At 41.2% G+C, this 26017-nt stretch carries 26 protein-coding genes; 9 read left to right on the top strand and 17 right to left on the bottom strand.

The features are described from left to right. The first annotated feature begins 129 nt into the window (after positions 1-129). From BIZ36_RS15800 to BIZ36_RS15810, 3 genes are all read left to right on the top strand, one after another. Positions 130-873: an HNH endonuclease gene (locus BIZ36_RS15800; RefSeq protein ID WP_222937428.1), complete on the top strand. Its 744-nt coding sequence runs from the start codon at positions 130-132 to the stop codon at positions 871-873. Positions 874-974: 101 nt separating this feature from the next. Further along, positions 975-2165 carry a tRNA 2-thiouridine(34) synthase MnmA gene (gene mnmA, locus BIZ36_RS15805; RefSeq protein WP_187458865.1) on the top strand — a complete coding sequence of 397 codons (1191 nt, stop codon included), beginning with the start codon at positions 975-977 and terminating at the stop codon, positions 2163-2165. A gap of 295 nt (positions 2166-2460) precedes the next feature. Then, complete coding sequence (locus tag BIZ36_RS15810; RefSeq protein WP_187458866.1) at positions 2461-3402, top strand: NAD(P)H-dependent flavin oxidoreductase; 942 nt, start codon at positions 2461-2463, stop codon at positions 3400-3402. Here the strand turns inward: BIZ36_RS15810 and BIZ36_RS15815 are convergent. The 13 genes from BIZ36_RS15815 to BIZ36_RS15875 all read right to left on the bottom strand — a co-directional run bounded on the left by BIZ36_RS15815 (position 3397) and on the right by BIZ36_RS15875 (position 18153). Further along, on the bottom strand, positions 3397-6816 hold the full coding sequence (locus tag BIZ36_RS15815) for a DUF7133 domain-containing protein (RefSeq protein ID WP_187458867.1): 3420 nt from the start codon (positions 6814-6816) through the stop codon (positions 3397-3399). The two genes, BIZ36_RS15810 and BIZ36_RS15815, sit on opposite strands and share 6 nt — an antisense overlap. An 83-nt stretch (positions 6817-6899) precedes the next feature. Continuing rightward, entirely contained in the window at positions 6900-7133 is a 234-nt protein-coding gene (locus BIZ36_RS15820; protein WP_222937429.1) for a putative signal transducing protein, read from the bottom strand. A gap of 77 nt (positions 7134-7210) precedes the next feature. Beyond that, positions 7211-7924 carry a helix-turn-helix transcriptional regulator gene (locus BIZ36_RS15825; RefSeq protein ID WP_187458868.1) on the bottom strand — a complete coding sequence of 238 codons (714 nt, stop codon included), beginning with the start codon at positions 7922-7924 and terminating at the stop codon, positions 7211-7213. Between the two features lie 77 nt (positions 7925-8001). Next, positions 8002-8373, bottom strand: coding sequence for a VOC family protein (locus BIZ36_RS15830; protein WP_187458869.1), 372 nt, complete (start codon positions 8371-8373; stop codon positions 8002-8004). A 102-nt stretch (positions 8374-8475) separates the two neighbouring features. Then, complete coding sequence (locus BIZ36_RS15835) at positions 8476-9900, bottom strand: carboxylesterase family protein (protein ID WP_187458870.1); 1425 nt, start codon at positions 9898-9900, stop codon at positions 8476-8478. A gap of 84 nt (positions 9901-9984) precedes the next feature. Further along, entirely contained in the window at positions 9985-11001 is a 1017-nt protein-coding gene (locus tag BIZ36_RS15840; protein ID WP_187458871.1) for a DUF3500 domain-containing protein, read from the bottom strand. Between the two features lie 117 nt (positions 11002-11118). Next, entirely contained in the window at positions 11119-11667 is a 549-nt protein-coding gene (locus BIZ36_RS15845; protein ID WP_187458872.1) for a hypothetical protein, read from the bottom strand. Positions 11668-11980: 313 nt separating this feature from the next. Continuing rightward, complete coding sequence (locus BIZ36_RS15850) at positions 11981-13312, bottom strand: DUF58 domain-containing protein (RefSeq protein WP_187458873.1); 1332 nt, start codon at positions 13310-13312, stop codon at positions 11981-11983. A 3-nt stretch (positions 13313-13315) separates the two neighbouring features. After that, the gene (locus BIZ36_RS15855; RefSeq protein WP_187458874.1) at positions 13316-14314 is read right to left on the bottom strand and encodes an AAA family ATPase; all 999 of its coding nucleotides are present in this window, start codon (positions 14312-14314) and stop codon (positions 13316-13318) included. Then, complete coding sequence (locus BIZ36_RS15860; RefSeq protein WP_187458875.1) at positions 14301-15527, bottom strand: DUF4350 domain-containing protein; 1227 nt, start codon at positions 15525-15527, stop codon at positions 14301-14303. Before BIZ36_RS15860 ends, BIZ36_RS15855 begins: the two co-directional genes overlap by 14 nt. Then, positions 15520-16248, bottom strand: a complete 729-nt coding sequence (locus BIZ36_RS15865; RefSeq protein ID WP_187458876.1) for a DUF4129 domain-containing protein — start codon at positions 16246-16248, stop codon at positions 15520-15522. The genes BIZ36_RS15860 and BIZ36_RS15865 overlap by 8 nt, the downstream gene beginning before the upstream one ends. Before the next feature lie 4 nt (positions 16249-16252). After that, on the bottom strand, positions 16253-17119 hold the full coding sequence (locus tag BIZ36_RS15870) for a hypothetical protein (protein ID WP_187458877.1): 867 nt from the start codon (positions 17117-17119) through the stop codon (positions 16253-16255). Between the two features lie 35 nt (positions 17120-17154). Further along, on the bottom strand, positions 17155-18153 hold the full coding sequence (locus tag BIZ36_RS15875; RefSeq protein WP_187458878.1) for a stage II sporulation protein M: 999 nt from the start codon (positions 18151-18153) through the stop codon (positions 17155-17157). Positions 18154-18187: 34 nt separating this feature from the next. On the opposite strand from BIZ36_RS15875, the gene BIZ36_RS15880 reads away from it, so the two are divergent. Both BIZ36_RS15880 and BIZ36_RS15885 read left to right on the top strand, forming a co-directional pair. Next, entirely contained in the window at positions 18188-18904 is a 717-nt protein-coding gene (locus tag BIZ36_RS15880; RefSeq protein WP_187458879.1) for an RDD family protein, read from the top strand. Positions 18905-18997: 93 nt separating this feature from the next. Beyond that, complete coding sequence (locus BIZ36_RS15885; protein ID WP_187458880.1) at positions 18998-19621, top strand: trimeric intracellular cation channel family protein; 624 nt, start codon at positions 18998-19000, stop codon at positions 19619-19621. 9 nt (positions 19622-19630) lie between these two features. Here BIZ36_RS15885 and BIZ36_RS15890 read toward each other — a convergent pair whose 3' ends face one another. Next, the gene (locus BIZ36_RS15890) at positions 19631-20347 is read right to left on the bottom strand and encodes a peptidylprolyl isomerase (RefSeq protein WP_187458881.1); all 717 of its coding nucleotides are present in this window, start codon (positions 20345-20347) and stop codon (positions 19631-19633) included. Between BIZ36_RS15890 and BIZ36_RS15895 the strand changes: the two genes are divergently transcribed. Continuing rightward, on the top strand, positions 20346-20990 hold the full coding sequence (locus BIZ36_RS15895; RefSeq protein WP_187458882.1) for an NUDIX hydrolase: 645 nt from the start codon (positions 20346-20348) through the stop codon (positions 20988-20990). The genes BIZ36_RS15890 and BIZ36_RS15895 overlap by 2 nt on opposite strands. Positions 20991-21016: 26 nt before the next feature. Then, positions 21017-21832, top strand: a complete 816-nt coding sequence (locus BIZ36_RS15900; protein WP_187458883.1) for a lysophospholipid acyltransferase family protein — start codon at positions 21017-21019, stop codon at positions 21830-21832. Here the strand turns inward: BIZ36_RS15900 and BIZ36_RS15905 are convergent. Next, on the bottom strand, positions 21829-22470 hold the full coding sequence (locus BIZ36_RS15905) for a DUF8845 family protein (protein WP_187458884.1): 642 nt from the start codon (positions 22468-22470) through the stop codon (positions 21829-21831). The two genes, BIZ36_RS15900 and BIZ36_RS15905, sit on opposite strands and share 4 nt — an antisense overlap. A 7-nt stretch (positions 22471-22477) precedes the next feature. Beyond that, positions 22478-22972, bottom strand: a complete 495-nt coding sequence (locus BIZ36_RS15910) for an RNA polymerase sigma factor (RefSeq protein ID WP_187458885.1) — start codon at positions 22970-22972, stop codon at positions 22478-22480. 165 nt (positions 22973-23137) lie between these two features. On the opposite strand from BIZ36_RS15910, the gene BIZ36_RS15915 reads away from it, so the two are divergent. Both BIZ36_RS15915 and BIZ36_RS15920 read left to right on the top strand, forming a co-directional pair. Further along, the gene (locus BIZ36_RS15915) at positions 23138-24448 is read left to right on the top strand and encodes an NAD(P)/FAD-dependent oxidoreductase (RefSeq protein WP_222937430.1); all 1311 of its coding nucleotides are present in this window, start codon (positions 23138-23140) and stop codon (positions 24446-24448) included. A 93-nt stretch (positions 24449-24541) separates the two neighbouring features. Continuing rightward, positions 24542-25078, top strand: a complete 537-nt coding sequence (locus tag BIZ36_RS15920; protein ID WP_187458886.1) for a hypothetical protein — start codon at positions 24542-24544, stop codon at positions 25076-25078. On the opposite strand, the gene xerD is transcribed toward BIZ36_RS15920, so the two are convergent. After that, positions 25075-25971, bottom strand: coding sequence for a site-specific tyrosine recombinase XerD (xerD, locus tag BIZ36_RS15925; RefSeq protein WP_187458887.1), 897 nt, complete (start codon positions 25969-25971; stop codon positions 25075-25077). The two genes, BIZ36_RS15920 and xerD, sit on opposite strands and share 4 nt — an antisense overlap. Positions 25972-26017: the final 46 nt, after the last annotated feature.

The raw sequence follows: 26017 nt of genomic DNA on the forward strand, positions 1-26017 counted from the left end.
CTTGTTCTCGCCTACTTCTGAATATACTCTCGGATTTTCAGTTTAGTGTGTACTTGCAAAGTTAAGTGCTAAACCACGCAACAAATCACATCAATAACCCTTCTTCACATTTTTAACGAAATACTTATCATGAGAAATCCAAGATGGCATAGAGATGAATTGATTTTGACATTAAATGTATACTTCGAGAATGACTCTAGCACCTTCATAAGTTCGAACAAAAATATTATTGAATTGTCGGGCATCTTAAATAAACTTCCGATTCATTCTTTACAATTGAGAAAGAGTGACTTCAGAAATGTAAACGGAGTTGCAATGAAATTAGGGAATTTCACAGCAATCGACCCATCTAACGACAGTAAGGGCTTAACAAGTTTTTCAAAAAATGATGAAAAAATTTTCTTTGAATTTGTTGATAATAAAACTGAATTAAAGAGAATATCAGATTTAATTATTGAGTCTATAAAGCAAAAAGAGACTATCGAAAAACTATATGAGATTGAAGAAGAAACAGACAATTTGGTAAAAGAAGGTTTTGAAGGCGAAGTTCTTTACAAGTTGCATAAAGTAAGAGAGAGGAATATTAAACTTAACGAATCGAAGAAAAATCAAACTTTGAAGGAAACTGGAAAACTTGAGTGCGAAGTTTGTGGATTTGACTTTTTCCATACCTATGGTGAGTTGGGAAAAGGGTTTATTGAATGTCACCACACAAGGCCGTTATCCACGTATCAATCTGAACAAATTACCAAAATCAAGGACTTGTCATTAGTTTGCTCCAATTGTCATAGAATGCTACATAGGAGTCGACCTAATATGTCAATTGAAACATTAAAGAGTAAATTAAGAGCCAATAGGCAGCTAAATACCTAATGAAGGTTTAATTAATATTCTCGCATTCGTAATTATTCACATTTCCCTCCCCACCCAAAATTCCCCAAGAATCACTAATTTTGTACGCTAAATAAAACGCAATGAAAAAGGTAGTGGTAGGGCTTTCCGGCGGGGTAGATTCCAGCGTAACGGCCTATCTATTAAAAGAGCAGGGCTATGAGGTCATTGGCCTGTTTATGAAGAACTGGCACGATGATTCCGTCACCATTTCTGAAGAATGCCCGTGGTTAGAAGATAGCAACGACGCATTGATCGTGGCCGAGAAGTTGGGCATTCCTTTTCAAACCGTAGATCTAAGCGAGCAGTACAAAGAGCGTATTGTCGATTATATGTTCGCCGAGTATGAAAAGGGCAGAACCCCCAACCCCGATGTGCTCTGTAACCGCGAAATAAAATTTGATGTCTTTTTAAAGATAGCCTTGCAATTGGGTGCCGATTATGTGGCTACGGGTCACTACTGCCGCAAGGCCACTTCCGTTGATGCCAACGGAAAGGAAATATACAGCCTATTGGCGGGCGTAGACGGCAACAAAGACCAGTCCTACTTTCTTTGTCAACTGTCGCAAGAGCAACTGTCGAAAACCTTGTTCCCGATTGGGGAGCTGACCAAACCGGAGGTACGTAAAATTGCCGCCGAAAACAATCTGATCACGGCAGATAAAAAAGATTCCCAAGGTTTGTGCTTTATCGGAAAAGTACGCCTTCCGGAGTTTTTGCAACAAAAACTAAAACCCAAAAAAGGGGTGATTGTTGAGGTACCTTCCGATGTGTCGCAATACAGTAGGGAGATTCCCCCATTTGCGTCCAAAGAGGCCGAATTGGCCTTCAACGCCACCAAACCGGTCTATCATGTAGAAGACGGCCAGGTGGTGGGCGAGCATCAAGGCGCGCACTATTTTACCAAAGGCCAGCGCAAAGGTTTGGATGTAGGCGGTACTAAAGAACCACTTTTTGTGATCGAGACCGATGTGGAAGAAAACGTCATCTATACGGGGCAGGGCAAGGCCCACCCAGGTCTGTACCGAAAAACGCTGTTCGTTTCCGACGACGAGCTGCATTGGGTGCGTACCGATTTGGCCTTACAACCCGATGAGCAAATGGAAGTAATGGCCCGCATTCGGTACCGTCAGCCTTTGCAAAAAGCGACCTTGTACAAAATTGAGGGCGGACTCTACGTTGATTTTGAGGAAAAGCAATCCGCCATCACCGAAGGGCAGTTTGTGGCCTGGTACCAAGGCGATGAGCTTTTGGGTTCGGGTGTGATAGCGTAAGGTTCAGTGGTGTCTCCTCGAGCGCAGTCGAGAGGTGTTTTTTGTTTTATAAATAGAGAGAGGTCTCGACTCCGCTCGACCTGACAATTCACGGCACCGCCTGACCTGACCATTTTTGGACATTAGGACTATTTAGTTATTTTGTAATTTCCCTGAACAGATTGATGTCGCCTCGAGCGCAGTCGAGAGGTGTTTTGAAGTTGTGAGTTTGAATGAGGTCTCGACTCCGCTCGACCTGACAATTCACGACTCTCCTCGATCTGACAAGTATTTTCACGTAAATAAAATTTTACCCATGCCGAATAAAATCACCCAACTATTTAATATCCAATACCCCATCATACAGGCCGGAATGGTTTGGGCCAGCGGTTGGCGATTGGCCTCAGCCGTTTCCAATGCCGGTGGCTTGGGCGTTCTGGGTGCCGGAAGCATGTATCCTGAGGTGCTAAGGGAGCATATTCAAAAATGTAAAAAAGCGACTGATAAGCCTTTTGGGGTGAACGTGCCCATGCTCTATCCGGATATCGACCAATTGATGGATATCATCATTGACAACGGAATCAAAATAGTGTTTACCTCTGCCGGAAATCCCAAAACATGGACGGCCCAGCTGCGGGAAAAGGGCATTACCGTAGTGCATGTGGTGAGCAGTGTAAAATTTGCCCTTAAGGCCCAAGAAGCCGGGGTAGATGCCATCGTAGCCGAAGGTTTTGAGGCCGGAGGCCATAACGGAAGGGACGAGACCACCACGCTGGCCTTGATTCCCGCCGTAAAGGAAAAAATAGACATTCCCCTAATTGCTGCCGGAGGCATCGCTACAGGTCGCGCCATGTTGGCCACCATGATTTTAGGGGCCGATGGGGTACAGGTAGGTACCCGCTTTGTGGCCAGTGAGGAAGCTTCTTCCCATGCTTCTTTTAAACAAAAAGTAGTGGAGGCCGGGGAAGGGGCCACCCATTTAACTTTGAAGGAGCTGGCGCCCGTACGTTTGATCAAGAACAAGTTTTATGAGGAAGTACAGGCCGCTTATGCCAAAGGGGCTTCGGTAGAAGAGTTAAAAAACTTGTTAGGTCGCGGGCGTGCCAAATTGGGCATGTTTGAAGGCAATATGGACGATGGGGAATTGGAAATAGGTCAGGTATCGGCCTTGATTCATGACATCAAACCGGCTGCAACCATTGTAACCGATCTGATGTCTGAATTCAATTTGGCCAAGCAAGAAGCAAGCACTTTATGAAGTAGGCTCTTGTTTTAATCCTGCTAGGAATTCTATAAGATCTCGTAACTCTCGTTTGGTAATCAGTTTGCCCATGGCCGGCATGGCAGAAGGCATATTTTGTCGTTTCGCAATTCTGGAAACAGGAACTTCAAGTGGTTCCGCCTGATTGGTTCTCAAAATCAGCTCGTGCTCATTTTCCGCTTCCAAGATTCCGTTGACTTCCTGTCCGTCCTTTAATGTCAACGATACGCTTCCATAGCCAGGCGCCAAACGGGCGGAAGGTTCGATAAGCGATTCCAAAATTTGTTCCCTCGTAAGGATGTTTCCTATATTTTCCAACGGTGGGCCTACCGTACCACCGGCACCGCCAATAGCATGGCAACGGGTACATTGGGCGGTAGGGTTGTTGTTGAAAACCCGGTAACCGTCCCTGCGGTTTCCTCCCACCAAGGTTTCCTTGTAAGCCTCTACGGAATTGCCATCGCCCTTAATCTCTTCCAACTGGGCGATCAAAGGTTCAGATTCGGTAGCTTCCACAGCTTCCACCAAGTCCAAAATAACACTTTCGTTCAGTTTTTTGTTTTTTGCATCGGCAATCAATCCTGCTAGCACATCCCCGCTTTTTTCCGTTGGAAGTTCCCCAAGAACCCCTAGCATTCGCTGTTGTTCACGTACGGAACCACTTCTAAAAATGGGGTTGACAACATTGGGCAACTGCTCTTTGGAAATTTCCAATTGCGGAATTAGACCCAAAGCGGTGGTACGTACGGATGCTTCCTTGTCTTTCATGCCCAATTGCATGGCACCGGCAATATCCGTGTACTTAAGATCACCCAAGGCCTTTAAAATGGTAGCACGTACCTCGGCGGAGTTGTGCCTTTTCATGATTTGATACAGTCGGTCATTCTGACTGTCGATACCCAAATTGGCCAAGGTCTTGCTGATACCGTTCAAGATTTCAGGATCTCTATCCTCTATAAACGCGGGAATTTCTTTTTCCACCTTGGTTTTTACACCCTCTAGGTCGCGCTTCACTTCGCCACGATAACGGCCATCTACACGGTCCAACACCGATGGTTCCGCCCAAGTACCGATAGCTGCCAAAGCCTCGCCCCGCAACACATTGGGAACATCCTGTCTTTTGGCAAAGGCCAGCAGGTTTTCCAATTCTTGGTCACCACCCACACGCAAAGCAGCGTTGATGGCCCTTCGCTGTAAGGGTTCCGATACAAATTTTTCAGAGGTCAACATATTGGCCAAGGCCGGCAATGCCGCTTCAATGGACCAGTCGTCATTGATGGCGCGGGCAGCTTCCGTTACTACAAATTCGTCCTCATCGTTCAAAAATTCCTGTACCTGCGCATCCTGTAATCTTCGCAAGACCAACACGGCCGCAATGCGTAAGCTACGGTCTTCATGTCCTGCCAAAGCAACCATGGGGGCCGCTTTGCCAATTCGGGTCAATGCCAATACCCCGGCATGCCTAATGTAAACGTCCTCGTCGTCATTTTCCGCAATCATATCCAATAATGGCTGAATAGCGGCTTCATGCTGTATTCTTCCCAAAGCCTGGGCGGCAAAAAATTGTACCCGAGGATTATCGTACTTTAAAAGGGAAATGTACGTGCTGGCTGCTTCGGTATCTTTTAAATCACCCAATACCTTCAGGGATTGTGCAATGATTTCCGGATCGCTATCCCCCAAAAGTTCGCGAAGAACTGCGGCCTTTCCAGTATCCTCTGCTGCCAATTGGCCAATTCCCCAAATCGCATGGATCCTGGCAAATTGATTTGTACCGTTCTGCGCTGTTTCCTCTAAGGTTTTGAAGCCCTTATTCCCATTTTTTACCAATTGAAATTGGGCGCGTCTACGAATGCGCATATCCTCATAGGAAAGTAATTTTTGTAGTTCCGCTTCGGATTGTTCGGCATAGTCCAAGGTCATCAAGCGTTCCGTTTCCTTGCGTTGCGCCTCCAAATCGTCTTTTTCATCGGTGACGTCCAATTTCCAAACACGGCCGTAGTTTTTGGTACCCCAGCCCGTAATCCAATCGGCCAAGTATAGGGCTCCGTCAGGCCCAAACTGTATTCCGGTAGGTAATACACCGCTCAGGATGCTTTCATCGCTTTTTAGCTCAAAAGACGCTCCTTTTGGTTGCAGGTCAAACGCCCAGATATGGGAACGGTCCGGATTGCCCACAAATTCTACCAAGAAAAATTTGTCCTGCCAGTTTTTGCCCAAGGCCGTACCCGGGTTGTACAACATTCCCGTAGGTCCGTTGTGGAAATTTTGGATAGGAGGAATGATATGCGCCGCTTGGTCCTCCCATCGAGGGACATACAGTTTTTCATCCATCCAAACATTGTACCCATTGTTTTTGTCATCGGTATACTTGCCGTACTGCCAATTGGCCCTCCAACCGGCATCGGAACCTTCTACAATGTGTACCAAACGCTCGCTTTCACCGGCATGGTCCCCATCGTTGTCCGCAGAAATGATATTTCCGTAGGCATCAAAAACAAATTCATGGGTGTTTCTTAGTCCCCTTGCAAACACTTCAAAATTACTTCCGTCAGGGTTGGACCGTACAATGACCCCTTGGTTGGGATATTTGTGCTTTTCACCATCTACCGTAGTAATATTGGCGCCAATATCGCCAATACCCCAGTAAATTTTCCCGTCCGGACCTTCCACCGCTCCGGACATACCGTGGCCACCAAAACCAATATGCACGGCAAAACCGTTGGCAATGGAGGTCTTTTCATCCAGCACCAAATCGTCATTGGTATCGGTCAATCGCCACATATCAGGCCCGATTCCGACAAAAACATCTTCGTCACGTACCAAAAGGGCTCCGGCAACATCGGTAATCTCATCGTGAAAGTCTTCCAGAATTCGGGTCGCTTTATCGGCCACCCCATTCTTGTTACTATCTTCCAGCATCCAGACTTCGTCCTTTTCCACGGCCAAATCTTTCCAGTCATGGCTGCCATCCCCGTTCAAATCCTTCAACCATTCATTTTCCTCGCTTTTTTCGGGAGCAAAGGTTTCATGCAAGAATGCTCTACGGTCTTCCGGAGTTTCCCAAGAAATGGAGGGCGTCATCCAATCGCGGTAGCCTCTAATGTCAAATTCCGAATTTTTTTGACGGTTGGTACGTGTAAGGTACACCCTTCCGTATTTGTCCATTTGCATGGCGATGGGATCTGGCGCCAAAGAATCGGATGCCCAAAGGCTCAGTTCCAATCCGTCCGCAATCGTTGGAGTAATTCCTTCCCTAATTTCCTTGGCCCGAGAAACCTCGGTAAGTGAATCCTCCCTAATGACCAAAGGGGTTTCCTTGGGTTTTTGTGGTTCGTTGTCGCACGAGACAACGCTGATTAAAAGCAGGGAAAGGGGTAAAAAATAGTTGAGTCGAGAATTGAATTTCATTATAAAAGTTTGGTTTTAATACTGCTAGCCGATAAAAATAGGGATTTCTATATTGACAATTCAATATTTTAACCAAGATAATGTCATTCTTCTTGCTGGGCTTTAATGGCCCTTACCACCATCATGGCCTGTTCAAATTGGTCTTCGTGAACATGTACTTCCAGTTCTCCACCTACATTGGCGGCGAAACCGGCAAGTCTGGCAGATTCGGATTCATCCTTTAAAATGGCCTTAATCCCTATTTCTTCCAGTTTCTCTTCGATACGCTGAACGGTAAAACGGTTTCCGGAGTAAATTTTTCTATAATTCGATTCCATAATATTAAGGTTTTAAACATCAGAAAGTTAACCATTAAAAAGAGATGGATTGGCTTTATTTTTGACCTGAAAAGAAATTAGGAATCACCATGATTGTGTTTTTTGTATTCATAGGCCTGGGCGGCAAAATAGTCTTGGATGTTGAATTTACGGTCTACGAATTTTTCGGGAAGTATCTTGAAGTGTTGAATACGATCTACCCTAAAGGCCCTGTATTCATTTCTTAAATGGCACCAGGCGAGCAATATCCATTTGTTCTCGGTAGAGAAAAAGACATAAGGTTCTATTTTTCTAAAGGAAATATGCGTGTCATTGGCCTTGCGATAATTGATTTCTACGTAGTTGAGGTTGGTAATGGCCAGTTGCAGTTCTGAAAGGGAATTGGAGGCCAGATTTTCTTGTTGTGGGCCAAAAACATGGATTTTGGAATGGAGTATTTCACTTTTCTCCAATACCGAAGAACGAAAAACCGATTTGATTTTGATAAGGGCCTCTTCAAAATCCTTGACAAAGGAAGCATCCTTACTTTTGTTGACCAAGTGGTGGGCCGTTATCAAGGCGTTGGCCTGTTTTTCCGTAAACTGAACCGGAGCCACGGTATAACCGTCCATAAGCGTATAGCCTTTGCCCTCCAACGTAACCACGGGAACACCCGACGCGATCAGTTTTTGAATATCCCTATAAATGGTTCTAATGCTAACATCATACCGTTGGGACAATTCTGTGGCGGTGAGCACCCTACGCGATTTTAAAAGGGTGAGAATATTGATGAGGCGACTTAACTGAGACATGCTTGGTAAAGGTAACAAACTGGCGTAAAGAGAAGGTCATTTGAACGGGGGGGGATTCAAATGACCTATTCCTAAGGTTAATTCCAAGAGTGCAGGGCTACTTTATTGCCTTCTGTATCCATAAAATGGGCGATGTAGCCGTTTTCGCCTATGTCCGTTTTAGGAATCATAATTTTACCACCCGCTTTCTCTACCTTGGAAAGAGGAAGGGCCAGATCATGGCCGCCATCTAAGTAAACGGTAACCCCGTTGATAGAGGGTTCTGCGCCCTCCATTTGCATTAGGGCACCACCCGTTTTGTTATTGTCCGAGTCATAGGGAAAAACCCCATATTTCATCTGCGGCATGGGTACTTCCTTGATCTCAATATCCAAAATGGAGCAGTAAAAATCTTTGGCCCTTTCGAATTTTTTTACTGGAATTTCAAACCAGTTGATTGCATTGGTCATGATGTTGAATGTTTTAGGATTATCAATGCACCAAAAGTAGCGAGGGCATATGTCAAACTATGTCAGGGGTATTTTTCAAGAATGAAAATAGATGGAAAAAGATTAGTTTGCCAGTGATTGGTCAAAAATCCATTCCAATTTTCCGGGTGTATTTTCCACGTGGTTCCAGACGTTATGCCCTACATTTTTATACTCAGTGTATTTGGGTTCTCCGCCTTTTTTACGAATGGCATTGACCATATCTTGCGATAGTTGTACAGGAACATTTTGGTCTTCTGCACCGTGAAATGCCCAAATAGGAGTTTGTAGCATATTTTCAGCTTTAGCGGGGTCGCCACCTCCACAAACGGGCATGGCGGCGGCAAACTGTTGAGGATGGTTGCCTATCAACGTCCACGTACCAAAACCACCCAGGCTCATTCCCATGACATAGCGCCTATTGGTGTCTACCGAGTAGGTTGCTTCAATTTCTTCGATAGCTTCCATTACAAGGCCGCTGATATCCTCATATTCAGGAATACCCCCAAAACAGGAACCCGGTGGTGCCTGTGGTACAAACAGTATGGCAGGAAACTTTTGCTGATTTTCAGGTTCAGATAAGGTTCTGGCAAACATGGAGGCTTCTACCTGGCGAACATTATCGGTACCGTTTCCTCCCCCGTGATGTAAACATATGGCCAAGGGATAGTTGTTATTTGGTTGATAATCTGATGGCAATAGCAGCCGATAAGGCAATTTTTGTCCCTTGGTGTTGGTATAGGTAAAGGCTTTAAATGCGGAGGCAATTTCCCGTTGTTTGGTTGTGGGAGTTGGTTGTCGCAACGTATTTAAAAGAACATCTCTAAAAAGAAATATGGAAAGAACTAAGGCTAAGGAGACCAGTAGGCCCACAACTCCTTTAAAGGACCGTGAAAAGGCACTTTCTTCGGTTGTTCTTAGTGTTTTTAATTCCTTTTTAAAATTTAAGATAAACGGAATAGCCACCAAACTACTTAGCAATGACGTGATGTGGAGCGCTTTGGTCAATTCTAATTGAAGTTCAAAACTCGAGGTGAAGTTCTTCGCATAAAAAAGGGTTAGGTACGTAATCCCAATTAGTAGCAGGGACCAACCTGCTATTTTTAACCATTTCTTTTTTCTGGTTACCGATAGGATTAAAACGAGTCCGTACAATAGGATGGAAAGTAGCATCAGGTTTTGAATACTCAGGTGAAAACGTTCTAATTGTTGGGAAGTAACCATAAAATAGGTAACGATAAACAGCGCCAAACAGGAAATTTGGTAACTGGCGCAGGCTATTGCGGCCCAAGATTGTTTATTGGAAAGGTAGTAACATATTTGAATCAACTGCGATGCGGTAAAAATGAATCCATAGCCAATTAGCCAATAGGAATAGGTGTTGAAGTAGGATGTTTTGGCTTGGAAGATAAGAAAGAGTATTCCTTTAAAGGCACTTAAAAACAGTACTAGGGACCAAAGACAAATTCCAATACTATAGAATTTTCGATGCCGTACCCATTGCTCCATGTTAGCGTGTTACTAGATTCTTTTTCTAAAGCTAACGGATTTAATTGTAAATACTAAAAGTGAAATCAAGTAAAAGTACCAGTTTTAGTGGTCATGATCGTAGTGGTCCTGTAAAAGGTCATCCCCAAAATCATTTTCCAAGTCACGTACTACGGTATGCACATGGTTGTTATTGTTTTGGGTATTGTCATATTCAATCAAAAGGGTCTTCCCTTGAATACTGTAATAATGGCCTTCTCCACGTTCCAAACTACCGGCCCAAGCAAAATAAAGTTCATTCCGGCCTTCTTTTTCTATTTTTTCCTTCGCTTTTTTCGAAAATTTCTTTTCGTAGTTATCTAGGTACAACTGTAAAAGGCGATCAAAAAGCTTTTTTTGGTCGCCGGTCAAATCGGCATATTGTATACCGGTATGTGCCAATCGTTCCGCTTTGGAGTGGTTGCTGGTAAACATATCTACGGGGGCCGTTTCCGAAAATCTAGCCACTTCCAGTTGTTGTGGAGTCAATGAGTTCACCATAGCGTAGCCGTAGTCCGTTTCCAGTTTTAAAACTTCATGTCCCTTTTGTTCGCCTTCCAAGACCCTACCGGGGTTGGTGCCCAGGAAGAACGGTGTACTGGAGACCAAACTACCTTCGGATGCCACAAAATTCAGGGAAATGTGGTGACCTTCAAAACGCCAACCCCAATAATGGTCCTTTTCTGGATTACCAAAAATCCAAAAATGGTAATTTAAGGGGTCGCGTTTAGCGCTGCCATCCGGCATTTTAGGATTGTTTTCCAATACGATCAGGATTTTCTCCAAATCCATGATCTCCTTTGTCTTTTCAAAGGCATTTTCGCTTATGGAGGCTTTTAACAATGCCAGTGCAGCCGCGGTCTGTTCTTTATTATAGTCGTTGAAAGTGGTTCCTTTTCGGTATACTGGAGTGTAAAAGAAACTTTTTCGTTCTTCTGAACTAAGTTCAAAAACTGTTTTTTCCCTAAGTTCTTTGGATAGCGAAGCCAAAAAGTCTTGGGCCAAATGGTGCAAATCTTGTGCGTTTACACCTTGAAAAGTAAAAAGGAGCAGGGCAAAGGAAAAGTATACTTTTAATTTCATGGTTGGATGGTACTTTGGTAAATGGTCCCAAAAGATAGTACAATTTTCGCTATATCAAATATATAGCCTATTTGAAACGGCCAAAAGTTTCCACAATCATAAAATTGCAACAGATTGTTATAGATCTAGTGCCCGTTTGTATTGCAATAAATTAAGACGGGGTTTTTCAACCAGTTTTAAGTTGGTGTCAAAACCAAACTTTTTTAGGTTCCTTAAGATTTTAGAGTGTCTATTGCCACTTGTAATCAAGGTTAAATGATATTCCTCACATTTGATAAGAATCCTTGTTTCCGCAATTTTATATTCAGAAGGATATACTTGCAGGTGCCTAGAAACTCTGTTGGGAACACCTAATTTGGACATGATGTACATGGGGGACATATAAAAGGTGTCAATCACTTCTTTGCCTCTAATTAGGGTAAGGGATTCAATTTCATCTTTAAGGACGGGAATGATGGTTTCCTTATCCTGAAAATTACCGGTGATCATGATGCCTTGTGGCAAAATTTCCAAATTACATTTGGTATCGCTTAAAAGAAAGTCTTTTTTATCTTGCTTGTTCTTATAGTCTATGAGCCTAAACCTATATTTTGACTTTTTGGCTGTCCATTTGGACAAAAGGTTGAATTCCCCAGAAGTTGAGTTTGGCGAGTTAGTGACTCCCATGGCAATTTAGAGTTTGTACGAGTTAGTTTAAAAAATGACACCGAAGTATCTAAATGGGGGAAGGCTAATTTATGTATTTAAATGTAATTTTCGGCTTGGAAATGGTGGAGCTGATTGCAAAACGGCCTTGTTAACAGCTTGCATTTAATCGATGAAATAGTGAAATTCTCAGACCTCCCCGTTTTTAGGAATATTTAAACAAAAGTTATTAACAAAATATAGTTTTGAGAATAATTTATAAAATCCCTTGATATATTATAAAAATATCAATGATTTTGATGAATAATGTAGGACGGGATACGATGGTCTATACTTAAATTAGTCCTCTGGCCTTGATTTCCAAATATTTGTTGATGGTATTGATGGTGAGTTTTTCGGGAGGGGTGAGAATGGTCTGTATACCATACTTTTGAAGCTCCTTTTGCATCAACCGTTTTTCCAATGAATACTTTTCTGCCACGGTTTTATGGTAAATGTCCTGTAAATTTTGGGTATCATTTTCTATAAGGTCCTTGAGTTCCGTATTTTCAAAAAAGATGACCACCAGCACATGTTTTTTGGCTATGGCCAATAGATAGGGCAGTTGTCTTTTGAGGGCCGAAATATGCTCAAAATTGGTGTAAAGCATTATAAGGCTTCTATGGCTCACCTTCCTTTTTATTTGTCCGTAAAGAAGGCCAAAATCAGAATCTGTAAATTCCGTAGAAATATTATAGAGTTTTTCAAGGATGTGGTTGAGATGGGTTAGCTTTTGAACGGCAGGGACAAAGTATTCAATGTTTTTGGAGAAAGTAAGCATCCCCGTTTTGTCATGTCGCTTTAAAGCAATATTTGAAAAAGCCAAAGTTGAATTTATGGCATAATCCAATAATTTAAGTCCGTTAAAGGGCATTTTCATTACCCGTCCCGTATCTATGATGGAATACACAGGTTGTGAGCGCTCGTCTTGATATTGATTGACCATAAGCATGTTCTGTTTGGCTGTGGCCTTCCAGTTAATGGTTCTAAAATCATCTCCTGGTACGTATTCCTTAATCTGCTCAAATTCTTGGGTATGGCCAATTCGTCTCAATTTTTTTAGACCGAATTCCGTTAGATGGTTACTGATGGAAAGAAAATCATACTGCTGCATCTGAATGATGCTGGGATAAACAGGAACCATTTGTCCGCTTTGAAAGGTGAACCTTCTTTTTACAATACGCAAGGGCGACGAGGCAAATACCATCAAATTCCCAAAAACGTATTCGCCGCGCTCTACAGGTCTTACCGCATATTCATATACCTTCTTTTCCGCTTTGGTAAGAAAGGCTATATGCTCAAAATCCCTTTTTTGGAATTGTACGGGCAATTCATCAATAATTTGTAGCTGCACCTTAAAAGCATAGCGGGAACCGTACTTTATGGTTATGGTATTATAATCACTGTTGGACAATTTTTGAGGTGCAAACCTTTCTGCTTTTACAGCCTCTGGTTGGGCGTATAAAAGATAGATATCAAACAAGAAAAGGGCCAGTAAAAGCAGTGTAGCCAACCAGGCTAACGGATAAAGGAAGGGTAGCCAAAAAGACAGTACAAAGCAGCCTGAAAGCACTGCCAAATATCTAAAAAACGCAGGGTGTATGTAAAACGATTTTAGAAATCCCATGGGTTATCTAGGTATCTCAACAGATTCCGTAATCATTTCGATGACACTTTCTGTGGTCATACCTTCCATTTCCCGTTCCGGGGTAAGGATAACCCTGTGGTTAAGGACTGGTTTTAAGGCCATTTTTACATCTTGGGGTACCACAAAATCCCTTCCGTTGATAGCAGCAAAAGCCTTTGCGGCATTTAAAGTAGCAATGGATGCCCTTGGCGATCCCCCTAAGTACAAATGGGGGTGGTTGCGAGTTTTGGTGATGATCTGGGCAATGTAGTTGATAATTTTTTCCTCTACCAGCACCTCCTGAATCTTAGTTTTAAACTCTAACAACTGAGCAGGTGTCAAAACGCCCATAATACGTTCTTGAGGCTGGGTTCCCTTTCTTTGATGATGGGTTTCTATGATACGTATTTCCTCTTCCACAGAGGGGTAGCCCACTTTTATTTTAAAAAGAAAACGATCTAATTGCGCTTCGGGTAGGGCGTAGGTTCCTTCCTGCTCCACCGGATTTTGGGTGGCAAGCACCATAAAAGGCCGGTCCATGGGGTAAGTGGTACCATCCATGGTTATTTGGCGTTCTTCCATGGTTTCAAACAATGCAGCTTGGGTTTTTGCCGGTGCCCGGTTAATCTCATCAATAAGAACGATATTAGAAAAAATAGGTCCTTTTTTGTATTCAAACTCAGAAGTCTTTGCACTAAAAATAGAAGTGCCTAAAATATCACTGGGCATTAAGTCTGGCGTAAATTGAATTCGGCTAAATTCGGTTTTTAGGGTTTTTGCGAAAAGTTTGGCCGTAATGGTCTTTGCTACCCCCGGAACACCCTCAATAAGAACATGGCCATCTACCAAAAGGGAGACAATCAAGAGTTCCATAAAGTTCTCTTGGCCCACAATGACCTTTTTGAGTTCTTGCTTTATTTGATTAACCGAAGTTTTTAAGCCTTCAAGGTCAATTCTATTATCAAAATTCATGGCTTGATCGGTGCTGTCATTCGTTTCCATGGGCTTTCTTCTTAAATTTTTCTATGAGCGAATTTAATTTTTGGAGCTCTGTATCGGTTATTGTTTCCTTAGATTCTAGTTGACTTAGATATTTGAATAGGTGTTCTACTTCTTCCACTTCATGAGCACTTCTACTGGCTAAATTCTGATAAAAATCCTCATGGCTTTCAATACTTTGAAAATAGAAGTGGTTGCGAACGTAGTCTAAAAAATAGTCAATCTTGTGCTTTGCGATGGCTTTGGTTTCTCCAGATTCATAATACATATCCGCAATGGTCCTTGTAAAGGCTAAGGTTTGGTTCTTTAATGGTTCTATTACCGGAATGGCCCTTTGCTTTCTCTTGCCTTCAAATACTACATATAGTACAACCCCCAAAAGGGCAAGGTAATAGGCCCACTTAAACTCGCGAATATTCAAGAAAATATACATAGGAGAGGTGTAAATGGATTTTCCGGCTTTGTAATGGTTATCCAAGTACAAAGTTCTGGATTCATCCCAGTAGGATAGCAAACCAGCTGTATACGCCTTATTAGGGTCCTTTAAAATAAAGTAATTGGTAAATGCCTTGGGAAAGGTGCTTAAGATGATTTCACCTTCCCCATATTTTTTTCGGATTACATTATAGTTTTTGGATTGACCTTTTGCGGAAAGGGAGTCATTTTTTGCGCTTACCGTACCCAGAACAGTTATGGGGCCAGGAATGGAATCTAGGGAAAAATAGGTGGTGTAGGAGTCCTTTTCAAAAGTGAATTCTTCATTGTTACCAAGTTGAGGGTTTACCAACCGATGTTCATAAGCCCTGCCGTTTTCAAAACTGTTGTAGAGATTGTTGGTTTGGAGCTTCAGTGTATCCAATAATTGCTGCTCAAAGGAGGAGGATGCTATAAAGAGGGAGTTACCTTTGGAAGTCCAGTCCAATACTCTATGTAATTCAGCCTCACCAAAATTTACCTCGTTATTGATAAAAACATACGTACCTTTTACGGAATCTTGATCGGCCAAAAATTCAAAAGGAGGGACGTATATCTGTTTTACCTGTTTAAATTCTTCCTGCAGAAACTCATTAAATACTTTGGTACCGTAGGGAATTTTGTGGTCGTTTACAAAAGAAGGAAACCAATTGATTTCCTTGGGTTTGCTATACTGAACAAGCAATAGGGCACCAACGGTGATAACAATGAGGACCATATATTTGATCAGCCTTTTACCCATACCCTAAAATCATTTTTTCAAGGTTTTTAAAAGAGGGTTCCGCACGTAAGAACCGTTGCTCATCTATAAAAAAATCACCATACCAGATGTAATCGTATAGCTTAGTTATATGGGCAAACTGTTGTTTTAAGTCTTCTTTTGTGATTTCGGAAACATAATCGCTGTTGGTTTTTTGTAGTTGCCAATCTATGAATTCCCTTTCGTTCAATTGTTTTAAGGATTGCAGATAGTAGTATCTAACGGCCAAGCGAAAATTTTTCTCGGCTAGTGCTTTTTCAATAAGCTCGCCAATATCCTCGGTTTTTATAATTCTTTCTTCTTCGGACAAAAGTACATCGCCTTGTTTGCCTTTTGTATTGATGGTATGGGCATTTAATCGTAAGATGAACTTTATCAGAATAAAAATCAAAAGACCCAAAAGGATATACGGAATGATTTCCAAGAAAATGGACAAGATACCAGAGGCCCTTTCCATTCCAAAAATGGCTTCGAAAATTCTTAGCATGACATTGCCCAACCATGTCTTAAAATCATCCCACCAAGTAGGATTTTGCTCTACGACTTCATAATTAAAGGCCTTATCATTTCTATACTTTTCTAGAAAGCTTTCGGTAATTTCTTTTTTTACGATATGGGAACTATCAAGAACTACGGTAGAATCCTGTTGCCCAAAAAGGCTACAAAATGTACATATCGCAGTTAGAAATAGCCATTTATGCATACCGTTATTCTGTTTCTCCCAAACTTTGGATACGTTCGTAGGTTCCGGTAAAGTTTTTCTTTTCGTTGAGGTCAAAATAAATTAATACTCCGGCAACTACGGATATGATATTCAAAAGAAACTGGGCCAAGGTGCTTATGCTTCCAAGGAGTATGGAAATAGGATCTGCCACGGTAAAGTTTTCAGCATCTATTTCTCCTGAAAGAATTCCCAATTTAGCATAATTATAGATGGTAGATGGTATGGCAAAGGCATAACTGGCAACCGTAACAATAATGCCTACTACAAAAAGTGCGGCAAAGGTCATCCACCAGTGATCTTTTACCAAGGTAAAACTATAGCTAAATGCATCCGATACACTTTTTTGATTGAAAACCAGAATGCTAAAGGAAAGCACCAAGGGAACGTAGAGATATACTCCGGGAATAATACAGAACATAAATCCGACACCAACGCAGAGCGCTACTAAAATACCCAAACCTATAAATTGCCAAAAAGAGGCATACACCTCTTTTTTAACTTCCTCAAAAACTACAGTTCCCTTGTTGTTGGCATAGGATTTAATGTAGAATAAGGTTGTGGCTTGGGACAAGACATATGTGGCCACCATAGAAAGGACAAAGGCGCCGCCCACTACCAAAAGTAGGAGTACGCTACTTATGGAATCTGCGCTTTCCATACCAAAGGTGAAAAAATCCCCAAATTGGTACATATAAAAGCAATAACAAATGATCATGACCAGTAAATAAGGACCTATAATCTTAAAAAAGGTATTAAAAAACGGCTTAAATTCAGTTCGAAGGAAAGCGAAAGTATCCGAAAGAATTTCACCCAATTCACGTTGTTTTTTAAATTCAATGTATGGTTTCATAGATTTAAGATGGTATTGATCCAGGCATTTCAATTTTACGAAAGGGAGTGCCTAAGTTCTTTTAATTGTTGGTGGTTTTTCTGTTCTTTTTTGTGCAATTGAATTGGATATATAACGTAGTAAAACAGAATTAGTGCCAAGGAAGCCAAAATTATAAGGACGGCCATGGCATCTGGCATTTCCGTGTGCCGGGTAACAAAACCTTCCAAGAATCCGGCAATTATAAAGAAAGGTACGGTACTCAGCATAATCTTTAGTCCGTTTTTCACCCCTCGTTTAAAGGATTCCAATCGGGTGTAGGTGCCGGGAAAAAGCATCCCGTTTGCCAAAACCAGTCCTGCACAGCCGGCAATGATGATGACCGAAATTTCTATGGTACCATGTATCCATATCGTTCGTGCAGACTCCCATAGCAGACCTTTTTCATAAAAAAAGTACTGGAAGCTACCTAGCATAATGCCATTTCGTAACATAATGTACAAGGTACCCACGCCCAATAAAATTCCAAAGGAAAAAGCTAATAGGGCCACGCGAATATTGTTGATGGTAATTCCTAAAAACATATTGAATTCGCCCATTTGTTTATAGACCGCCATGGGGTCGCCTTTTTCTATATTTTCCAACGTCATGTTTACATAGCCATCTCCTAGAATAGAGCGGACGAACTCCCCTTCATTTGCAGAAGAAAAAGCGCCTACAAGAGCAAAAAAAACAAACACCAAAAAGGCAATGAGCAGTTCTCTTTGGTAGAAATAGAAAAGCAGGGGAAACTCTGTTTTCCAAAACTCAAGTACCCTGTTCTTGGGCTCTTTTTTTGTTTTGTAAATCTTTTGATGGGCTTGTGAGGCAAGCGAGTTTAAGTAGAGTTCCGTGTTGCTGCCCGTATAAAATGTTTTGGCATAACTAAGATGGTCCGTTATTTCAATATATAGATCGGACAATTTATCCGGTGGAAGCTTCGTTTTCTTAGCCAGGGCATTTTCAAAAGTTGCCCATTTGTCTTTATTTTGTTTTACGAAGGCGGCCTCTCGCATGCATAACGGGGTTATTACCCAAAGAAACGAAACTATGGAGCAATTTCAAATAGAAACCGCCCAAAATATAACCATTAGTCAAAACGCTGCCCACCTAGGAGACAGAATGGTGGCCTTTTTAATAGATACGTTTGTTGTTATCAGTTATATCATTTTATCCATAGTTCTTTTGCTCTCCCTAGACATTGAAATGAACGATGCCTGGGCCATTTATATGGTTCTTAACCTTCCTGCGCTTCTTTACTATTTACTTTTTGAGACCCTTATGAACGGGCAATCCATCGGTAAAAAATTAATGAAGATCAGGGTTGTGAAATTAGATGGTTCCAAACCTACTTTTTCCAGTTATATAATCAGATGGGTGCTCAGAATCCTGGATGTTACCTTATCCAGTGGAGGAGTGGCCGTTCTAACCATTTTAATAAGGGGTAATGGTCAGCGAGTAGGTGATATTGCAGCGGGCACCACGGTCATTAGTGAAAAGCAAAAGGTTTTTTTGCGTGATACGCTTCTTAGGGAATTGCCAGAAGATTATAAACCATCCTTTCCTCAGGTTACCGTTTTTAAGGACCGTGAAATGCAGACTATTAAAGAATTGTTTGATGTCTCTAAAAGAAAAGGAGATCACAACGTAATACTTTCCCTGAGCAATCAGATTAAAAAGGTGACCCACATTTCTACCGATTTAAAACCAGTGGATTTTGTGGATATGGTCATAAAGGATTACAATTACTACACGCAAAATATGTAGTCATAACTCCTTTATTTTCTTAAAAAAGGGCCAATCTTCTGGTGCTTTTAATCGTAAAGGATACTTTTGCCAATCCATTTTAAAGGTGAGGGGATGCTATATTTCATCATAGACATTTTAGGGATTATTGCTTTTGCCATATCAGGTGTTTTAGTGGCGATGGACAAGCGCTTGGACCTGTTCGGGATTTTTATCATCGCCTTTGTTACCTCGGTAGGAGGCGGTACCCTTAGGGATATTCTTATTGGCAATACTCCGGTTACTTGGATGCAAGAAGAAATCTACATGATCGTGATTGCGGTTACCGTTCTGTTCGCGATTTTATTCGCTAAACACCTGCATCACTTGCGTAAAACCCTTTTGTTGTTCGATTCCATTGGAATAGGGTTGTTTACATTACTTGGGATTGAAAAAGGGCTTACTGCCGATCTTTCCCCTATAATGTGTATTGCCTTGGGAACTATAACGGCATGTTTCGGGGGAGTTATCAGGGATATTTTGTGTAATGAAATTCCAGTGATTTTCAGGAGAAAGGAAATTTATGCTACCGCTTGTATATTGGGAGGAAGCAGTTATTTTTTACTTATTCTATTACCTTTTGATGGTGCCTATGCCTATATAACTTCTATTTTGATTGTCATTGTTGCTAGGCTTCTGGCGGTTCGTTTTCATCTAACCTTGCCCAATATTTACGGCACAAGGGAAAATGAGGCCTGAAATCAAGGTTTAGTTGACAATTTCCGCTTTTTCTATGTAAACATTTTGATGCGGCCAATCTCCATCGCCCACCTCTACGTGGTTAATTTCATCAACTACGTCCATACCGGAAATAACGCGCCCAAAGGGAGTAAAATCGCCATCTAAATGATAGGAGCCAGGATTCGTTACTACGATAAAAAACTCATATGGGCTTGCCAACATATGCGGATTGTCTATTTCACTGCTAGGCATACTAATGGTTCCTCGGTGGTGTTTATACCCTTTTCGGGTATCCGGTGGAAGAAGATACCTGCCAATTTCCCTTCGTTTTCTAGCGGTTTCCTTATCGTCTGAGCTACCTCCTTGAATGATGAAATTTTTTACGACCCGGTGAAACTGGGTTCCGTTAAAATAGCCCTTTTTGGTAAGGTAGATGAAATTGGCCTTGTGGTACGGTACATTATCATAAAGTTCAACCGTAAAACTGCCATAGCTAGTGGTAATTTTTACTTTATTTTCGGTAAGTCCTTTTTGGTAATCAAAAAAGAAATCAATGGCATTGTCTTCGGTAAGCACGAATTTTTCCTTTTCTTTCTTCTTTTTTTCTATGCTATCCCGCTCAACAGAATCTTTTTGAGTAATGGTTTCTTCAGCCGTATTTTGCTTTTTCTTAGGAGTCTCGCCGCAGGACACCATTAAAAATAGTAGTAATATTGTAAAGGAATAGAATCTTTGTATCTGCATGAATTTTTCTGAGTTTTCCGTAAGGATTCCAAAAATAAAAAATCTAGATTTACCAGGGGAAGCGTCCCATTTAAAAATGGCGCCCGAGTTTAGGGTAGAGGAGCTCCGAAAGGCCCGTTTAAAGAGTAAAAACCCCAAGAAGGCCGGGGTAATGGCCTTGTTCTATCCAGATGCCAGTGGGCAGACCCGTTTCCTACTTATATTGCGAAAAAGCCATCCTAAGGATGTCCATAGCAATCAGGTAGGGTTTCCTGGTGGGAAATTGGAAAAACAGGACCGTGACTTACAAGAAACAGCGTTGAGGGAAACCCATGAAGAGGTAGGCGTACACCCGTCTAAAATTGAAATAATTAGACCTCTTAGTGAGCTGTATATTCCGCCTAGCAATTTTGAAGTATTCCCGTTTTTAGGGCTCTATCATAAAACAAAACCTTTTGTACCCCAAACTACGGAAGTGGCAGCGTTGGTGGAGGTAGAATTGGCCCAATTCATGAAGGATGAGGTGCTTTTTACACAAAATCTATCCACCTCCTATGCAGAAAATGTAGATGTACCTGCCTTTAAATTAAATGGTTACACCGTTTGGGGAGCCACTAGCATGATGCTCAGTGAGATAAGGATGCTGCTTCACGAGGTTTTATAGGACCTTATTTCGTAAATTTGCCCCCTATGGGCGTATTTAAAAAAAATCCTTTTGGCCATATTCTATTCCTTAAAAAGTGGTTGATTCGCATTTTAGGGTTAATGACCCACAATAGGTATAAACAGTTTAATAAGTTGGAAGTAGACGGTTCTGAGATCATTCGTCAGCTACCGGACAGGAATGTACTTTTTGTGAGTAACCACCAGACCTATTTTGCAGATGTCGTGGCCATGTTCCATGTTTTTAATGCCAGTTTAAGCGGTAGGGTGGATAATATCAAGAATATTGGTTACATCTGGAATCCTAAATTGAACATGTACTACGTGGCAGCAGCGGAGACCATGAAAAAAAGCTTGCTCACTAAAATTTTTGCCTATGCCGGCTCCATTAGTGTTGAGCGTACTTGGCGCTCAGAAGGAAAAGATGTAAAAAGACAGGTAAAGATGAGCGATATCTCCAATATCGGAAAAGCGTTGGACGATGGTTGGGTCATTACGTTTCCACAAGGTACCACCACACCTTGGAAACCGCTTAGAAAAGGAACTGCACACATTATAAAAAAGTACAAGCCTATTGTTGTGCCCGTGGTAATTGATGGTTTTAGACGGTCTTTTGATAAAAAGGGATTGAGGGTCAAGAAAAAGGGAATTCTTCAATCTATGGTCATTAAAGAACCTTTGGATATTGATTATGAGAATGAATCATTTGATTCCATCATTGAAAAACTGGAATATGCCATTGAGCAGCATCCTTCTTTCCTTAAGGTAATTCCTAAGGAGGAGTTATTGGCCTACGAGGAGGAAAATGAACTAAGAAGGTATCGCAACAGGACTAAATTCTAAACTTCCAGTTGTTTTAATTCTTTATAGTTCTTGGTAAGTTTCCTAAGGAGAAATCCGTAAAGCAAAAAGTAAATACCTCCCATTATAGCTATAAATACGACACTAAAAATGCTCATGGCCCAAAGCATAACGCTTTTGAATTTTTCTTCGGAAATACTGGAATCATCCGTGGGAAACACCTCCAAAATATGGTCGTTTAGATAAATGGCCACAATGAACATTAGGCAGGTAAGGAACAAAAAGCTAAGTCCAAAGATAATATAGTACTTCACCGTTTTTCGGGTGCGTATGATTTTCTCCATGAGGTTCTTGGCATTGTCCAAGGTTGAAATTTCCCTATACCTTTTATAAAAAAGGAAAATAAAATAAAAGGTAATACCATAGCCTACTATCCAAAGGCAGGTAGAAAGGTTTTTGATCCCCAATTTATCATAGACATCCAAATTGTCTTGCATGCCGGGTAAAAAATATAGTAGATGTGGAACGGAAAATTCCAGGATACTGATAATAAGTATCCATTTCACTATGGAAGATGATTTTTTCCAGATCATCTTTTCAATGTCTTGGTAAGACAGTTTAGGAAGGTCATTTCCTTTTTTCTGCCAGTCTTTTTTGAGTAGCTCCAGTTCGTCCATCATATACCCATCAAGGATTCAATATAGTCCTTAGTTTTTTCTTAATTCGGTTCATTTTTACACGTGCGTTCACTTCTGTGATACCAAGGGTTTCACTTATTTCGCTATAATTTTTGTCCTCTAGGTAGAGAAAGACCAAGGCCTTCTCGATATCCCCCAATTGTTTTACCGCTTGGTACATCAACTTTAATTGTTCTTCTTCCGTGGCATCGTATTCGTCGGCCTTAATTTTAAAAATTACAGAATCGTAATCCTGGGTTCTAATGCTTCTTTTGGATTTTCTGTACAATGTAATGGCCGTGTTCAAGGCAACTCTATACATCCATGTGCTAAATTTGGACTCGCCCCTAAATTTTGGATAGGCCTTCCATAACTGAATGGTAATTTCTTGAAACAGGTCATTATGGGCATCACGGTTATTCGTATAAAGTGTACAAACCTTATGAACAATGTTTTGGTTGTTCTCAAGTTCTGTCACAAATTGATGTTCCAGCTCTTTTGTCACGTGTTGTTGGTAGTTGTTATCTTGTTAGTATGACAATCATGCCCAATGTTACAAACGAACATAAGAAATTTATCGTTGTACAATTTATTGAATGTTCATTTAAGTAGTATCATATGTACGTTCTTAGGTTGTAATGTTTAATTTTGGTGCTATAGACTGAATTTTATGAGCGATACCGATGCTTTGAATATCCCTAGAAGTAGTTTTCCAAGAGTTGTAATTGTAGGGGGCGGTTTTGCGGGCGTTGCTTTGGCAAAAAAGCTGAGCGGTAAAGAAGTACAGGTGGTACTTCTGGATAAAAACAACTACCATACTTTTCAACCTTTGTTATATCAAGTATCTACAGGAGGGCTGGAGCCTGACAGTATTGCGTACCCCATAAGAAAGATTCTGCAGGACTATCCCAATTTTTTCTTTCGGATGGCCGAAATGCAGCAGGTTCAAACGGGTAATCAAAAAATTGTTACCAACATTGGAAGTCTTTCCTATGACCATTTGGTAATTGCTGCAGGCTCAGAAACTAATTTTTTTGGTAATACCGAAATTGAAAAAAACGGTATGGCCATGAAATCCATTCCTCAATCCTTAAATCTAAGGAGTATGATTTTGGAGAATTTTGAGCAAGCCCTACTTACGGATAATCTTCACGAACGTGATGCCCTAATGAATTTTGTGATAGTGGGTGGAGGGCCTACAGGCGTGGAATTGGCAGGAGCTTTGGCCGAAATTAAAAAAGGAATCTTGCCCAAGGATTATCCGGACTTGGATACACGTAGGGCGCAAATAAACCTTATCCAGTCCGGGGATAGGATTTTAAAGGAAATGAGTGAGAACGCTTCTAAAAAGGCAGAGGATTTTTTAGAAAGCCTAGGCGTACAAATATGGAAAAACACTCGGGTTACTAGTTATGATGGCAAAAAGGTAACCACAAAAACAGATTTGGAATTTGAGGCCGCTACCTTGGTTTGGGCCGCAGGAGTAAAAGCTGTTTCCATAAAAGGTCTGGATGCCCAAGAAATTCTTAAGCCAGGCAATCGTTTGCAGGTTAACGAGTACAACCAAGTACAAGGTTTTGAAAATATATATGCCATTGGTGATATTGCCTGTATGGAGAAAGAAGATACACCTAGAGGTCACCCTATGATGGCGCAACCGGCCATTCAACAGGGGAGGCACTTGGGCGATAACTTAGTCCGACTTTTAGAGGGGAAGAAAATGGAGCCCTTTATTTATAAAGATAAAGGGAGTATGGCAACCGTAGGTAGGAACAAAGCCGTAGTGGACCTTAAGAATTACAAATTTCAGGGTGTTTTTGCCTGGTTTGTTTGGATGTTTGTACACTTATTCTTTCTCATCGGTTTTAGAAATAGAATGATCGTTTTCGTGAACTGGGTGTATAATTATGTTCGTTTTGATCGCGAGGCTAGGTTGATTATAAGGCCTTACCAACGCGATTATTCCTGGTTTAAAGAGTAATACATTAGATCTTTTTTATCGTTAAATAAAGGCCAAAGCCATTTTTTCGCCACGATTTCTACTTATCTTTAAAAGTGGTAAGAAATTTCATTTATGAAAGTAGGTAGCTTGGTTTTGTTCTTGATTTTGTTTGTGATGCCTATGAAGAAGTTGTATGGGCAAAACAAGGACATTCTCTTAACAGATCGTTTGTATTTAGATGGTCACGCTTATCCTGATTTTTTATTCAACGAAAGGCATTCCTGGTTGCGAGTGGGCTATCTGATTTCCAACTCTACGGCTATTGAGGTACAAGGCCACCATGATAGGTATGTGGGTCAGGAACGATTTAGATTGCCTCTATTGGTAAAGCAATATTTTGATACGAATTGGTACCTTTTTTCGGGTGTAGAATATGATTTTAAAATAGGCAATACTCGAGACCCTCAAGATCAAGATTTTCTGTTGGACAAGGCATACAAACCCCGGTTGGACTATTTAGGGGGAATGGGATATGAGACCAAGGAAGGTTTCATGATCGAAGTGAAGACCAACCAACAATTAAACAACTCCAAACTTCCTTATTTTGGACAAAGGACCAATAATGGCAAAAACAGTTTACTTTCCCTGGGTGGCCGTTTAAACTTTTAACTTCGTGGATGAAATTTATGCAGTACCGCGGTAAGATATGTACGATCTACATGTACATAAACTTCCGTGGTTGTTATGCTTTCATGCCCTAACATTTGTTGTATGGCCCTAAGATCGGCTCCATTTTCCAATAAATGTGTCGCAAAGGAATGTCTAAACGTATGCGGACTGATTTTCTTTTTTAATCCTATTTTAATGGAGAGGTCTTTGATAATCGTGAAAATCATTGCCCGGGTCAATTGTTTACCTCTGCGGTTAAGAAAAAGTATGTCATCAAATCCTTTTTGCACCTTCTGGTGCACTCGCACTTCATTTAGGTAAATAGAAATATATTTTTGATTGTATTCGCTAATGGGAACAAAACGTTCTTTATCTCCCTTACCGGTAACTTTAATGAAATCCTCTTCAAAAAAAAGGTCCGAAATCCTGAGGTTTACCAGTTCGGTTACCCGTAGACCGCAGCCATAAAGAGTTTCTAACATGGCTCTATTTCGTTCACCTTCAGCTTTGGACAAATCTATGGCGCCAATGATTTCGTTAATTTCTTCCTCCGAAAGGGTGTCTGGCAGTTTTCTTCCTATTTTGGGAGACTCTATTAGGTCTAGGGGGTTGTCTTCCCTGTAATCCTCAAAAACAAGGTAATTAAAAAAACTTTTTAATCCAGAAATGATCCGTGCTTGGGACCTAGGGTTCATGGTTTTGGCTATTTCGTAGACAAATTGTTGAATAACCTCTTTTTTGATACCAACAGGGGTATCCGTTATTTCATTCTTCTCTAAAAACCCAACCAACTTTTCTATATCCCATAGGTAATTTTTTATGGAATTATGGGATAAGCCCCGTTCTATCTTCAAATAGTGCTTAAAGTCCAAAAGCGCTTGTTGCCATTTCATCAAGTAAAGGTAAAAAACATGATTTTAATTTTAGGAGAGCTTACTA

This window comes from Cytophaga sp. FL35 (genome assembly GCF_014349235.1).
Lineage (GTDB): Bacteria > Bacteroidota > Bacteroidia > Flavobacteriales > Flavobacteriaceae > Euzebyella.

What these genes read in the sequence shown, in the direction of transcription:
- BIZ36_RS15885 (WP_187458880.1), top strand. Translation starts at nt 18,998, where the DNA reads ATGCTATATTTCATCATAGACATTTTAGGGATTATTGCTTTTGCCATA.
- BIZ36_RS15815 (WP_187458867.1), bottom strand. Translation starts at nt 6,816, where the DNA reads ATGAAATTCAATTCTCGACTCAACTATTTTTTACCCCTTTCCCTGCTT.
- BIZ36_RS15915 (WP_222937430.1), top strand. Translation starts at nt 23,138, where the DNA reads ATGAGCGATACCGATGCTTTGAATATCCCTAGAAGTAGTTTTCCAAGA.
- BIZ36_RS15850 (WP_187458873.1), bottom strand. Translation starts at nt 13,312, where the DNA reads ATGGGATTTCTAAAATCGTTTTACATACACCCTGCGTTTTTTAGATAT.
- BIZ36_RS15875 (WP_187458878.1), bottom strand. Translation starts at nt 18,153, where the DNA reads ATGCGAGAGGCCGCCTTCGTAAAACAAAATAAAGACAAATGGGCAACT.
- BIZ36_RS15905 (WP_187458884.1), bottom strand. Translation starts at nt 22,470, where the DNA reads ATGATGGACGAACTGGAGCTACTCAAAAAAGACTGGCAGAAAAAAGGA.
- BIZ36_RS15810 (WP_187458866.1), top strand. Translation starts at nt 2,461, where the DNA reads ATGCCGAATAAAATCACCCAACTATTTAATATCCAATACCCCATCATA.
- mnmA (WP_187458865.1), top strand. Translation starts at nt 975, where the DNA reads ATGAAAAAGGTAGTGGTAGGGCTTTCCGGCGGGGTAGATTCCAGCGTA.
- BIZ36_RS15800 (WP_222937428.1), top strand. Translation starts at nt 130, where the DNA reads ATGAGAAATCCAAGATGGCATAGAGATGAATTGATTTTGACATTAAAT.
- BIZ36_RS15895 (WP_187458882.1), top strand. Translation starts at nt 20,346, where the DNA reads ATGAATTTTTCTGAGTTTTCCGTAAGGATTCCAAAAATAAAAAATCTA.
- BIZ36_RS15830 (WP_187458869.1), bottom strand. Translation starts at nt 8,373, where the DNA reads ATGACCAATGCAATCAACTGGTTTGAAATTCCAGTAAAAAAATTCGAA.
- BIZ36_RS15835 (WP_187458870.1), bottom strand. Translation starts at nt 9,900, where the DNA reads ATGGAGCAATGGGTACGGCATCGAAAATTCTATAGTATTGGAATTTGT.
- BIZ36_RS15840 (WP_187458871.1), bottom strand. Translation starts at nt 11,001, where the DNA reads ATGAAATTAAAAGTATACTTTTCCTTTGCCCTGCTCCTTTTTACTTTT.
- BIZ36_RS15860 (WP_187458875.1), bottom strand. Translation starts at nt 15,527, where the DNA reads ATGGGTAAAAGGCTGATCAAATATATGGTCCTCATTGTTATCACCGTT.
- xerD (WP_187458887.1), bottom strand. Translation starts at nt 25,971, where the DNA reads ATGAAATGGCAACAAGCGCTTTTGGACTTTAAGCACTATTTGAAGATA.
- BIZ36_RS15865 (WP_187458876.1), bottom strand. Translation starts at nt 16,248, where the DNA reads ATGCATAAATGGCTATTTCTAACTGCGATATGTACATTTTGTAGCCTT.
- BIZ36_RS15825 (WP_187458868.1), bottom strand. Translation starts at nt 7,924, where the DNA reads ATGTCTCAGTTAAGTCGCCTCATCAATATTCTCACCCTTTTAAAATCG.
- BIZ36_RS15820 (WP_222937429.1), bottom strand. Translation starts at nt 7,133, where the DNA reads ATGGAATCGAATTATAGAAAAATTTACTCCGGAAACCGTTTTACCGTT.
- BIZ36_RS15880 (WP_187458879.1), top strand. Translation starts at nt 18,188, where the DNA reads ATGGAGCAATTTCAAATAGAAACCGCCCAAAATATAACCATTAGTCAA.
- BIZ36_RS15890 (WP_187458881.1), bottom strand. Translation starts at nt 20,347, where the DNA reads ATGCAGATACAAAGATTCTATTCCTTTACAATATTACTACTATTTTTA.
- BIZ36_RS15855 (WP_187458874.1), bottom strand. Translation starts at nt 14,314, where the DNA reads ATGGAAACGAATGACAGCACCGATCAAGCCATGAATTTTGATAATAGA.
- BIZ36_RS15920 (WP_187458886.1), top strand. Translation starts at nt 24,542, where the DNA reads ATGAAAGTAGGTAGCTTGGTTTTGTTCTTGATTTTGTTTGTGATGCCT.
- BIZ36_RS15845 (WP_187458872.1), bottom strand. Translation starts at nt 11,667, where the DNA reads ATGGGAGTCACTAACTCGCCAAACTCAACTTCTGGGGAATTCAACCTT.
- BIZ36_RS15900 (WP_187458883.1), top strand. Translation starts at nt 21,017, where the DNA reads ATGGGCGTATTTAAAAAAAATCCTTTTGGCCATATTCTATTCCTTAAA.
- BIZ36_RS15870 (WP_187458877.1), bottom strand. Translation starts at nt 17,119, where the DNA reads ATGAAACCATACATTGAATTTAAAAAACAACGTGAATTGGGTGAAATT.